8 protein-coding genes and 1 pseudogene are annotated in these 11801 nt (G+C 74.8%); 6 read left to right on the top strand and 3 right to left on the bottom strand.

The genetic code is table 11. The features are described from left to right. Positions 1-179: 179 nt before the first annotated feature. The 5 genes from AB0E96_RS14975 to AB0E96_RS14955 all read left to right on the top strand — a co-directional run bounded on the left by AB0E96_RS14975 (position 180) and on the right by AB0E96_RS14955 (position 6969). On the top strand, positions 180-1484 hold the full coding sequence (locus AB0E96_RS14975) for an alanine racemase (protein ID WP_359823090.1): 1305 nt from the start codon (positions 180-182) through the stop codon (positions 1482-1484). Next, positions 1484-3190, top strand: coding sequence for a D-aminoacylase (locus AB0E96_RS14970; RefSeq protein WP_359823088.1), 1707 nt, complete (start codon positions 1484-1486; stop codon positions 3188-3190). Before AB0E96_RS14975 ends, AB0E96_RS14970 begins: the two co-directional genes overlap by 1 nt. Continuing rightward, positions 3187-3894, top strand: a complete 708-nt coding sequence (locus AB0E96_RS14965; RefSeq protein ID WP_359823086.1) for a bifunctional 4-hydroxy-2-oxoglutarate aldolase/2-dehydro-3-deoxy-phosphogluconate aldolase — start codon at positions 3187-3189, stop codon at positions 3892-3894. Before AB0E96_RS14970 ends, AB0E96_RS14965 begins: the two co-directional genes overlap by 4 nt. Before the next feature lie 199 nt (positions 3895-4093). Further along, positions 4094-5698, top strand: coding sequence for an alpha-amylase family glycosyl hydrolase (locus tag AB0E96_RS14960; RefSeq protein ID WP_359823084.1), 1605 nt, complete (start codon positions 4094-4096; stop codon positions 5696-5698). A gap of 218 nt (positions 5699-5916) precedes the next feature. Beyond that, positions 5917-6969: a hypothetical protein gene (locus tag AB0E96_RS14955; protein ID WP_359823082.1), complete on the top strand. Its 1053-nt coding sequence runs from the start codon at positions 5917-5919 to the stop codon at positions 6967-6969. A gap of 133 nt (positions 6970-7102) precedes the next feature. Here the strand turns inward: AB0E96_RS14955 and AB0E96_RS14950 are convergent. Together AB0E96_RS14950 and AB0E96_RS14945 are read right to left on the bottom strand one after the other, a co-directional pair. Further along, positions 7103-8330 (bottom strand): annotated as a pseudogene (locus tag AB0E96_RS14950) (CoA transferase). Beyond that, entirely contained in the window at positions 8327-9892 is a 1566-nt protein-coding gene (locus AB0E96_RS14945; RefSeq protein WP_359823079.1) for an amino acid permease, read from the bottom strand. Before AB0E96_RS14945 ends, AB0E96_RS14950 begins: the two are co-directional and overlap by 4 nt. A gap of 274 nt (positions 9893-10166) precedes the next feature. On the opposite strand from AB0E96_RS14945, the gene AB0E96_RS14940 reads away from it, so the two are divergent. Beyond that, positions 10167-10967 (top strand): FCD domain-containing protein, encoded by an 801-nt coding sequence (locus tag AB0E96_RS14940; protein ID WP_359823076.1) that lies wholly within the window; start codon positions 10167-10169, stop codon positions 10965-10967. A gap of 18 nt (positions 10968-10985) precedes the next feature. Here the strand turns inward: AB0E96_RS14940 and AB0E96_RS14935 are convergent, their stop codons facing one another. Continuing rightward, positions 10986-11765 (bottom strand): (2Fe-2S)-binding protein, encoded by a 780-nt coding sequence (locus AB0E96_RS14935; RefSeq protein WP_359823074.1) that lies wholly within the window; start codon positions 11763-11765, stop codon positions 10986-10988. Positions 11766-11801: the final 36 nt, after the last annotated feature.

The following is an 11801-nucleotide window of genomic DNA, read 5'->3' as shown; positions in this document are numbered from 1 at the left end:
GCCCACCGGGTCGACTCCCCGCACGTCAGCGCCGCGTCGTCGGCGAGCGCTGAACGGGAGTCGACCCCGTTGACCGGGAGTCAGGTCCGTTGACCGTGATCCGGCGCCGATGCTAGAACCGTGTTGCCAGCATGTGCAACCCTCGTTGCACATGTTGCAACCTGTGCGGATGGAGGAACATGGTGGAGCAGACCTTCTCAAGCAGCGGCACCGGGCCGGGCATCGCCCGCGGAGCGGTGGCCGCCCTGGCCGACGAGCCGCTCGACTGGCGGTTCAAGGCCGCTCCGCCGCAGTCGTGGGGCCGCAGCACCCGGGAGTGGCTCGCCACCGGCCCCACCCTCTCCTCGCTCGGCACCCCGCTGCTCACCCTGGACGGCGCCGCCCTCGACCACAACGTCCGCACCATGGCCGACTGGTGCGCCAAGGCGGGCGTCGCGCTCGCCCCGCACGGCAAGACCACCATGGCACCCGCCCTCTGGCAGGCGCAGCTCGACGCCGGAAGCCACGGCATCACCCTCGCCAACCTGCCCCAGGTGCGGGTCGCCCGGGCCTTCGGGGTGCAGCGCATCCTGCTCGCCAACACCTTGCTCGACCCAGCCGGACTGGCCTGGCTCGCCGACGAGCTCGCCGCCGACCCCGACTTCGCCCTGCTCTCCTGGGTCGACTCCGTCGAGAGCGTGCGGCTGATGGACGAGGCGCTCCGGGCCGCGGGCGCCGAGCGGCCGGTCGAGGTGCTGGTCGAGCTCGGCGGACCCGGCGGGCGCACCGGCGCCCGCGGCCTCGACGCCGCCGTCGAGATCGCCGCCGCCGTGCTGCGCGCCCCCACCCTGCGCCTGGCGGGCGTCGGCGGGTACGAGGGCGCGCTCGCCCATGACGCCTCGGCCGACGGGCTGGCCGCCGTCCGCGACTACCTGCGCGAGCTCGGAGCGCTGCACGGACGACTGGCGAGCGCCTACCCGGACGGCACCCGGCCCGTGGTCTCGGCCGGCGGCAGCGCCTACTTCGACCTGGTGGTCGAGGAACTCGCCGACCTGCCGGAGGCGTTCGTGGTGCTGCGCTCGGGCGCGTACATCGCCCACGACGACGGCTTCTACCGGGGCATCTCGCCGCTGGCCCGGGACGGCGGGCAGGCCCCCTTCCGCGGCGCGCTGCACGGCTGGGGCCGGGTGGTCTCCCGGCCCGAGCCACAGCTCGCGCTGCTCGACGTCGGCAAGCGCGACCTGCCCTTCGACGAGGGCCTGCCCGAGCCGCAGCGGGTGCGCGGCGGAGCCGAGCTGACCGGCACGGCGGCCAGGATCACCGCGCTCAACGACCAGCACGCCTTCCTGCGGGACGCGGGCGACCTCGCGCCGATCGGTGCGGTGCTGCGGCTGGGCGTCTCGCACCCGTGCACGGCCTTCGACAAGTGGACGGCGATCCCGGTGCTGGACTCCGCCGACGCGGCGGAGCCGAAGGTCACCGGCCTGGTCAGGACGTTCTTCTGATGCCCGGGGAAAGAGCGGCCCCCGGGGGGCCGGCCGTCGGCGGACCCGCCGCCGGGGGGACGGCCCCCGGCCGGACGGCCCGCAGGGGCGGGACGGTCTTCCGCGGTGCCACGGTCTTCCGCGGTGCCACCGTGGTGGACGGCACCGGTGCGGAGCGCTACCGGGCGGACGTCCGGATCGCCGACGGCCTGATCGCCGAGATCGGCGAGGGCCTCGACGCGCCCGAGGTGGTGGACGCCGACGGGCTGGTACTGGCCCCCGGCTTCATCGACATGCACGCCCACTCCGACCTCGCGCTGCTGCTCGAACCCGAGCACCCGGCCAAGGTCACCCAGGGCGTCACCTGCGAGGTGCTCGGCCAGGACGGCCTGTCCTACGCCCCGGTGGACGACGTCACGCTGCCCGCGCTGCGCCGCCAACTCGCGGGCTGGAACGGCGATCCGGACGGCTTCGACTGGGACTGGCGGAGCGTCGCCGACTACCTGGACCGGATCGACCGCACCGGTGTGGCCGTCAACGCCTGCTACCTCGTCCCGCACGGCACGCTGCGGATGCTCGTCATGGGGTGGGCCGACCGCCGGCCCGCCCCGGCCGAACTCGACCGGATGCGGCAGGTGCTGGCGAAGAGCCTGCTGGACGGTGCGGTCGGCATGTCCAGCGGCCTCAGCTACACCCCCGGGATGTATGCGGACACCGCCGAGCTGGTCGAGCTGTGCACCGTCGTCGCGGCCTACGACGGCTTCCACGCGCCGCACCAACGCTCGTACGGCGAAGGGGCGTTGGAGGGCTACGCGGAGATGGTGGAGATCGCCCGGCAGAGCGGCTGCGCGCTGCACCTGACCCACGCCACGATGAACTTCGGGGTGAACCGGGGCCGGGCCGGTGAACTGCTGGCACTCCTCGACCGGGCGCTCGCCGACGGCGTCGACCTCACCCTGGACAGCTACCCCTACCTGCCCGGCTCCACCACCCTGGCCGCCCTGCTGCCGAGTTGGGCCACCGAGGGCGGACCGGCCGCGACCCTGGCGCGGCTCGGGGACCCGGCGCAGTGCGCGCGGATCCGCTACGAGGTGGAGGAGAAGGGCAGCGACGGCTGCCACGGCGTGGTCACCGACTGGACGACCATCCAGATCTCCGGCGTCCGCTCGGACTCGCTCGCCGGGGCGGTCGGCCGCACCGTCGCCGAACTGGCCGCCGAGGAGCGGCGGACCGGCACCGAGGTGTTCCTGGACCTGCTGCGCCGGGACGAGTTGGCCACCACGATCCTCCAGCACGTCGGGCACGAGGAGAACGTCCGCGCGATCATGCGCCACCGCGCGCACACCGTCGGCAGCGACGGACTGCTGGTCGGCGCCCGGCCGCACCCGCGCGCCTGGGGCACCTTCCCGCGCTACCTCGGCCACTACAGCCGGGAGTTGGGGGTACTGACGCTGGAGGAGACGATCGCCCGGATGACCGGCCGACCCGCCGCCCGGCTGGGGCTTGACCGGCGCGGCCGGATCGCCCCCGGCCACCACGCCGACCTGGTGCTGCTCGACCCCGGGAAGGTCCGGGACGCCGCCACCTTCGAGCACCCCCGGCTGCCCGCCGAGGGCATCGAGTACGTGTACGTCAACGGCACCGCCGTCGTCCGGCAGGGCCGCACCACGGGCGCCCGTCCCGGCCGCGCCCTGCGTCGAACCGACCGAGGAACCCTGGCCATATGACCGAGCTCTCCGCTCCGACCGATCCCTCCGACCCGACCGACCCGCACGGCCGGACCGGCCCGACCGGCCTCTCAGGCCGGCGCGGTCCCTCCGTGCTGCGCGACGAACCGGTCATCGCGGTGGTCCGCGCCCCCCGGATCCCGGACGCCGCCGCACTCTGTGCCGCGCTCGCCGAGGGCGGCATCAATCTGACCGAATTCACCTACACCACACCGAATGTGACGGACCATCTGCTCAGGGCGTCGAAGGCCGGCTGGCGGGTCGGCGTCGGCACGGTGCTGACCGCCGAACAGGCGCGGCGCGGGGTCGGGGCGGGCGCCTCCTTCCTGGTCACCCCCGGCTGCCGTCCCGAGGTGGCCGAGGCGGCGGCCGACGCGGAGGTGCCGGTGGTGCTCGGGGCGCTCACCCCGACCGAGGTCGCCCACGCGGTGGACCTCGGCGCCGCCGCCGTCAAGATCTTCCCGGCCCGGTCGTTCGGCCCCGGCTACTTCAAGGACCTGCGCGGCCCGTACCCGGACGTGCCGCTGGTGGCCTCCGGCGGGGTGAACGCGGGCAACGCCGCCGAGTTCCTGGCGCACGGCGCGCTCGCGGTCTGCGCGGGGACGGACGTGGTGCCGCCGGACGCCGTCGCGGCGGGGGACTGGGCGGAGATCACCCGGCGGGCCCGGGCGTTCACGGCGGCCTGTGCGAGGACGGTCCCGTAAGGGGTGCTCCCGCCGCGGGGTGCGGGCCCCGTGAAGGCGGGGCGAGGCGGGCTGTCGGTACGGCCGGGATCGGACGAGAATCGGGGGCACCCGGCTCGGCCCCGGCCGAGCCCGTCCCGGCTCAGCTCCCGCCCGAGCCCCGGACCCGGCTTCCCGCCGGGCCCGGCCCGGGCTCCGGACCCGGCAGGAGGAACCGCCCATGACCTCGACCCGCCCCGGCCCCGAGTGGCTCGCCACCGCCGTGCTGTACCAGATCTACCCGCAGAGCTTCGCCGACTCCGACGGCGACGGCATCGGCGACTTCGCCGGCATCGCCGAGCACCTGGACCACCTCGCCTGGCTCGGCGTCGACACCGTCTGGCTCAACCCCTGTTTCGCCTCGCCGTTCCGCGACGCCGGGTACGACGTCACCGACTACCTCACCCCGGCGCCGCGCTACGGCAGCACGGAGGGCCTGGCGGCGCTGGTCGAGGCCGCCCGCCGCCGGGGCATCCGGATCCTGCTGGACCTGGTGGCCGGGCACACCTCCGACCGCCACCCCTGGTTCCTGGCCTCCGCCGAGGACCCGGCGGACCACCGGTACATCTGGTCCGACCGCCCGGTGGACGGCTTCGTCGCCTCGCCCGGCGGCCGCCCCGGCTGGTACCGGCCGAACTTCTTCGACTGCCAGCCGGCGCTCAACTTCGGCTACGCGCGCACCGATCCGCGGGAGCCCTGGCGGCAGCCGGTGGACGCGGACGGCCCGCGCGCCAACCGGGCGGCGCTGCGCGGGATCATGGCCCACTGGCTCGCTCTCGGAGTGTCCGGCTTCCGGGTGGACATGGCGTACTCGCTGGTCAAGGAGGACCCGGGCACGGTGGAGACGGCGAAGCTCTGGACCGAGCTGCGCGACTGGTTGGACCGCGCCCACCCCGAGGCCGCCCTGCTCGCGGAGTGGGGCGACCCGGCCGCCGCCGTCGCGGCCGGCTTCCACGCGGACTTCTTCCTGCACTTCGGCGGGGAGGACGACGGCCTGCCGCTGCGGTCCCTGTGGAACAACAACGGCGGGACGGTCGAGGAGTTCTGGCGCCAGGAGTCCTGCTTCTTCGAGGCCGAGGGCCGGGGCACCCCGCGGCCCTTCCTGGACGCCTGGCGCTCCGCCGCCGAACTCACCGAGGGCAGCGGGCACATCGTGCTGCCCACCGCCAACCACGACTTCTCCCGGCTGGCCACCGGCCCGCGCACCGCGGAGCAACTCGCCTCCGCCTTCGCCTTCCTGCTCACCTGGCCCACCCTCCCGGCCGTCTACTACGGCGACGAGATCGGCATGCGCTACCTGCCGGGACTGCCCGACACGGAGGGCAGCGTCCTCGGTCCGCGGTTCAACCGGGCCGGCTCCCGCACCCCGATGCAGTGGACGCCCGGCCCGAGCGCCGGGTTCTCCAGCGCCCCGCCCGAGCGGCTCTACCTGCCGGTGGACCCGGACCCGCACCGTCCGGACGTGCTCTCCCAGCGCGCCGACCCGACCTCGCTGCTGCACACCGTCCGGCGGCTGATCGCGCTGCGCCGGGCGCACCCGGGGCTGGGCGCGGCCGGCGGGGTGGAGGTCCACAGCGCCGGCTACCCGCTGGTGTACACCCGGGCCGGGCGGTACCTGGTGGCGGTCAACCCGCGCCGGGAGCCGGCCTCGGTGCCGGCGGCGGGCCTGCCGGAGGGTGCGTGGCGGACGCGGGGCGTCCGGCCGCTCGAGGTCCAGGGTGTGCGGGTGTCGGACGGGGAGCTGCGGGCGGACGGGTTCTCGTACGGGGTGTTCGACCTGGGCTGAGCGCGGGGTGCGGGGGCGTCGGTCGGGGGCGTGGGTCGGGGGCGTCGAGGAGTGGCGGGGGAGCGGGCCGCGCGGGGTCGCCCGCGGGGCCCGGCTTCCGATCGGTGTCGGACAGTTGTAAGCTACATCCATAGATGGTTGCATTTACCACCCGCATTGGTTGCATTTGCCACCTTCTTGATCATCGAGAGACACCACCGGAGGACGGTACGAACACCATGAGCACACCCCGGAACCCTGCCGCGGCGCCCACCCTGGGGCACTCGCTCAAACACCTGGCCGTCCACCTGATCACCCCGCTGCTGATGTGCCTGGGCATGGCGCTCGCCTACCAGGGCGCCTTCCACCAGCCCGAGCCGCACCACCTCGAGGTGGCCGTGGTCGGCACCACGCCGCAGGCGCACGGCCTGGCGCAGGCGATCCAGGGCAAGGCCGGGGACGCGCTCGACGTCCGGACCGTGGACGACCGGGCCGCCGCCGAGCAGCAGCTGCGCGACCGGGACCTGGTCGGCGCCTTCGTGCCGGACGCCAGGAGCCCCGAACTGATCGTCGCCAAGGGGAACTCGGACACCTCGGTGGTGGCCGCGACGGCGGTGTTCACCAACGTCACCGACCAGCAGGGCGTGCCGCTGCACGTCACCGACCTGACCACCCCGGCCGAGGGCGACCCGACCGGACAGGGCCTGTTCTTCCTGCTGGTCGCGCTGAGCATAGGCTCCTACGCCAGTGTCGCGGTGATCGGCGCCGCCGGTGCGGGGCTGAGCATGGCGGTCCGGGCGCTGGTCGGAGTGGCCGTTTCGCTGGCGGTCAGTGTGATCGGCATCGTCACCGCCGGACCGGTCTTCCACGTGGTCGACCACGACCAGGCGGCGATCTGGGCGCTCGGCTGGCTCTACTCCGCGGGCGTCGTGCTGATCGGCATCGGCCTGCACAGCTTCCTGAAGAAGTGGACCACGCTGGCCCTGATGGTGCTGTTCGTGATGCTGAACTTCACCTCCTCCGGCGGCGTCTACCGGCCCGAGCTGCAGAACGGGTTCTTCGGCGGTCTGCACGGCTTCTGGACCGGCGCCGGCTTCCTGGAGGGCGCGCGCAGCATCCTGTACTTCGACGGCGGCGCGGGCCTCGGCGGGCACGTGGTGACCCTGCTGGTCTGGCTGCTGCTCGGCGGGGCGGCCCTGGTGGCCGCGGCGATGTACGAGGGCCGCGGACGCCGCCCGGCGGAGACGCCGGAGGAGGCCGAGGAGGAGATGGAGGAAGCGGTCGCGGTCTGACCGCGCCCCGGAGGAGCTTCACCCGGTGCCACGGGCATCGGCACCGTAGGTGGGGATCGGAGGCCCGCGCCCGGCTCTGGACAAGCCGGACGCGGGCCTCGGCGCGTTGCCGGACCGGTGGTGTGCGCGGTGCTCAGGGGCGGTGCTCGGGGTCGGCGGCGCTCGTGCCCCCGTCGTCCGTGCCCCCGTCGTCCGTGCCGTCCCGGTGCCGCTCGGGCGGGGCGTCCAGCCAGGCGGTCAGCTCGGCGGTGTGCTCGCCGAGCCGCGGCGGGGGCAGGTGGTAGCGGGGCGGGGTGCGGGAGAGGCCGATCGGGTTGGCGACCAGGTAGCGGGTGGCCGTCCGGGCCGGGCAGCGGCGCCCGGGGGTGCAGGCCGAGCGAGTCGGCGAGGCCGAAGGCCTCGGCCAGGTCGTTGACCGGGCCGCAGGGCACCCCGAGCGGGGTGAGGAGCGCGAACCACTCGGCGGCGGTGCGGCGTTCGAGCCGGGCGGTGAGTTCGCGGGCCAGCTCGGTCACGTGCGCGACCCGGTCGGAGTTGGTGGCGAAACGCGGGTCGGCGGCCAGTTCGGGGGCGCCCACGCCCCGGCAGAGCGCGGCGAACTGCCGGTCGTTGCCGACCGCGACGACCAGCGGGCGGTCGGCGGCGGTGAACACCTCGTACGGGGCGATGGACGGGTGGCGGTTGCCGAGGATGCCCGGCACGGCGCCGGCCAGGGTGTAGCCGGCGGACTGGTTGACCAGGCCGGAGAGCAGCGTGGAGAGCAGGTTCAGTTCCACCAGCTGGCCCCGGCCGGTGGCCTCGCGCTCGCGCAGCGCGGCGAGCACGCCGACCGCCGCGTGCAGCCCGGTCAGCACGTCCACCAGGGCGGCGCCGGTCTTCACCGGTTCGCCGGGGGCCGGGCCGGTCACCGACATCAGGCCGCCGACGGCCTGTACCAGCAGGTCGTAGCCGGGCAGTTCGGCGCCCTTGCCGGAGCCGAAGCCGGTGATCGAGCAGTAGACCAGCCGCGGGTTGAGGGCCTGGGCGCGGTCCGGGCCGAGGCCGTGGCGGGCCATCGTGCCGGGGCGGAAGTTCTCCACCAGGACGTCGGCGCGGCGGACGAGCTCGACGGCGCGGGCGTGGTCGGCCGGGTCGCGCAGGTCGAGGGTGAGGGAGCGCTTGTTGCGGTTGACGGAGAGGAAGTAGGTGGCCTCGCCCTGGGCGTGCGGCGGCCCCCAGGCGCGGGTGTCGTCGCCGGTGCCGGGCTGCTCGACCTTGATCACGTCGGCGCCGAGGTCGGCCAGCAGCATGGTCAGGTACGGCGCGGCGAGGACCCGGCCGAAGTCGGCGACCAGGACGCCGTCCAGCGGGAGCCCGCTCATGCCCGGCCCCCGGGCGTCCCGGATGCGTCGGGCATGCTGCCGGGCGTGCCGGGCGTGCCGGCCGCCGAGGCCGGGGCGGGTCCGGCCGTCGCGTCGCCGGAGGGGGCGTCGCCGCGCAGGTGGGGGCGGGCCAGCAGGAGGTAGAGGCCGCCGGCCGCGAGCACGACCACGGCCGACAGCAGCACCAGGTAGTTGTCGTACCAGGCGGCGTCCGGGGTGCGGCCCCAGCAGATGTTGACGATCGCGGCGACGCCGTAGACCAGCGCGCCGACGTTCACCGCCAGGCCCCAGCGGCCGAGCCGGAAGTCCCCGCTCGGGCGCCAGCCGCGCAGCCGGGCCCGCAGGGCGGCCAGCACCACCATCTGGAACGCGAGGTAGATGCCGATGCTGGAGAAGGAGATGATCTTCGTGAGGGCTCCCTCGGAGAGCGTCGAGGCACCCACGATGATCACTCCGGGCAGCGCGGCGGCGAGCAGCAGCGCGTACGGCGGCACCCGCAGCCGGCCCGAGACGGTGGCCAGCAGCCGGCTGCCCACGATCATCCGGTCCCGGGCGAAGGAGTACGCGAGTCGGCTCGCCGCCGCCTGCAGGCTCAGCACGCAGGACAGGAAGGAGATCAGCACCACGCCGATCACTACCCGGGCGCCGGCCGCCCCGAAGGCGTCGTGCAGCACCTTCGCCACCGGGTCCGTGTCGTCGCCGGAGACCACCGCGCCGATGTCCTGGATCGACATCACTAGGGCCAGGCTGACCCCGATGGCCGCCGCGCCGCCGACGTAGATGGTGCGCCGCATCGACTTGGGGATCTGTCGACCCGGGTCGGGCACCTCCTCGGCGACGTCGCCGCAGGCCTCGAAACCGAAGAAGAGGAAGACCGCGATCAGTCCGGCGGCCAGGAAGGCGTCGGTGTAGTCGCCGTCACCGCCCGCGCCGAACCGGTCGAAGAGCACGCCGAGGCCGTGGTAGCGGTGCGTCAGCAGCAGCCAGGCGCCCACCGCGAGGGCACCGAGGAGCTCGGCGGCGAAGCCGAACATGGCCGCCGCCGACAGCACCCGGGTGCCGCCCAGGTTGATCACGGTGGCGAGCGCCAGCAGGCCCAGCGCGCACCAGACGGTCGTCGCGGTGCTCGGCTCGACGCCCAGCAGGGCGGCCACGTACGGTCCGGCGCCGTAGGAGACGGCGGCGATGGTGGACATCAGCGCCAGCAGGTAGACCCAGCCGGTCAGCCAGCCCCAGGTGCGGCCCCAGAGCCGGCGCGCCCACGGGTACACCCCGCCGGCCACCGGGAACTGGGCGACCACCTCGCTGAACACCAGTGCCACCAGCAGCTGGCCCAGGCCCGCGATCAGGAAGCTCCAGACCATCGGCGGCCCGGCGGTCCGGAGGGAGGAGGCGAAGAGGGTGTACACGCCGACGACGGGGGAGAGGTAGGTGAAGCCGAGGGAGAAGTTCGCCCACAGGCTCATGTCGCGTTTGAACTCGGAGGTGTACCCGAGGGCGGCCAGCCGTTCGGCGTCCGGGTCGGGGGAGTGGACGGTGGCACGGGCACTGGCATCGGTCATGACCTGCTCCTGGGAACGTGTCGTGATGCGTGGGGAGCGCTACGGGTTGCTGCTCGGGCCGGGGCTGCGGGAAAACATACGAGCTTGGGTTTCCAGCGGCAAGGGTGCGCGCTCGACCGGGGGTACCCTGCGGGAAACATCCGGTCGGAGGGGGATCCGGAGCGGACTCCCCACCCGGAGCCGGGGGACCGGTCCGGGGACTGGTCCGGAGGCGGGGACCGGCCCGGGGATCTGCCCGGGGACTGGTCCGAGGCGGCGATCGAGGAGGGTCCGCGTGACCACCATCGGCAGGACGACCCCGCTGCTCAGCGCCGTCCTCGCGCCACTCGCCGACCACGGGCGCGCCGATGCGGTGGCCCGCCGGATCGCCGAGGCCATCGCCCTCGGGCTGGTCGCCGACGGGGACCAACTGCCCAGCGAGAACGACCTCTCCGACCGGCTCGGCGTCGCCAACGGCACCGTCCGCGAGGCCCTCGCACTGCTCCGCGAAGCCGGACTGGTCGAGACCCGGCGCGGCCGCAACGGCGGAAGCTTCGTCCGCACCCCCGCCGAGGGCTCCGAACGCCTGCGGCTCGCCCGGCTGCGCGACCTCGCCGCCGCCGACCTGCGCGACCTCGGCGACGAGGAACTGGCCGTCTTCGGCACCGCCGCCCGGCTGGCCGCCGAACGCGCCCAGGCCGACCTCGGCCCGAGGCTCACCCGGCTGGTGCACGACCTGCGCGACGCCACCGGGACCGCCGAGCAATGCCGGGCCGACGCCCGCTTCCACATCGAACTCGCCGTCGCCGCCCAGTCGGTGCGGCTCGCCCGGCTCGCCGTCCGGCTGCAGGCCGAGCTCGGCCCGCTGCTCTGGCTGCCCGCCCCGTACGGGCCGGACCGGGAGCGCTTCGCCGAGCAGCACCGGGAGATCCTGGTCGCCGTGCTGGCCGGTGACGCGGCCGGTGCCCGGGCCGCGGCCGAGTCGCACACGGTGGCCTGTGTGCGCCATCTCGTCCGGCAGCACCTGGAGTTGGCGGACGGCGGCAGGCCGCTCGCGGACCCGGCGGTCGGACGGGCCGACGGCGAGCCGACATGACCTTCAGGTGTGAAGGTATTACCCGGCGCGCCTTCCGCGGCCGGGCGGCGTGCTGAAGCAGCAGTCCCCGCAGAGCCCGGCACCCGGACCCACCCGGTAGTAGAGGCAGCAGCTGTTCCGCCGGAACGCCGTGCCGTACGGACCGGTGCGCAGGGTGCCCGAACCGGCGAGCGGTTCACGGTCCAGCAGCTCCGCCACCAGGGGCCGCGCGGCGCCCGGCGCGTGGGCGTCCAGCACTCGCAGCGTCCCGCCGAGCGCGGAGGCGGCGTTGCCGAGCAGCAGGCGCGGGGAGAGCGGGGCGGCGGCCCGGACGGTTGCGGCCAGCGGTTCCAACTGGCCCAGCAGGACGGTCTCGTGGAGTCGGTCGGCGAGCGTGGCGGCGTCCGGCCGGGCGGACTCTGTGCGGGCGGACTCTGTGCGGATGGGATCCGTGCGGGCGGGCTCCGGCGGGGTCCACAGGTCGAGCGGGCCCTGGTCCGGGATCCGCATCCAGGCGTCCTCCAGGGTCGGGACCGTCCCCAGCAGGACGGCCGAGCCCAGCCCCACGGACCAGAAGCGGGCGGCCAGCCCCAGGTGCAGGATCGAGGCGGCGACCCGGGGTTCACCGGTGCCGAGCCGCCGTGCCACCACCCGCAGCCGCGCCGCCAGCGGCGCGTCCGGCCCGGTGCCGTACAGCTCGGCCAGCGGGCGGAAGCCCTCCGGGGGGCGCCCGGCGGGCGAGGTGCCCAGCGCGAAGTACGGCCCGACGGCGGCGAGTCGGGCGTAGTCGGGCGGTGGGCTGGTCGGCGCGGGGTTCAACGGCCCACCCCAGTTCGGTCGTTGAAACCCCCGGCC

Source organism: Kitasatospora sp. NPDC036755, from assembly GCF_040636595.1.
Classification (GTDB): Bacteria; Actinomycetota; Actinomycetes; order Streptomycetales; family Streptomycetaceae; genus Kitasatospora.
This window is presented reverse-complemented; position numbering and strand designations above follow the sequence as displayed.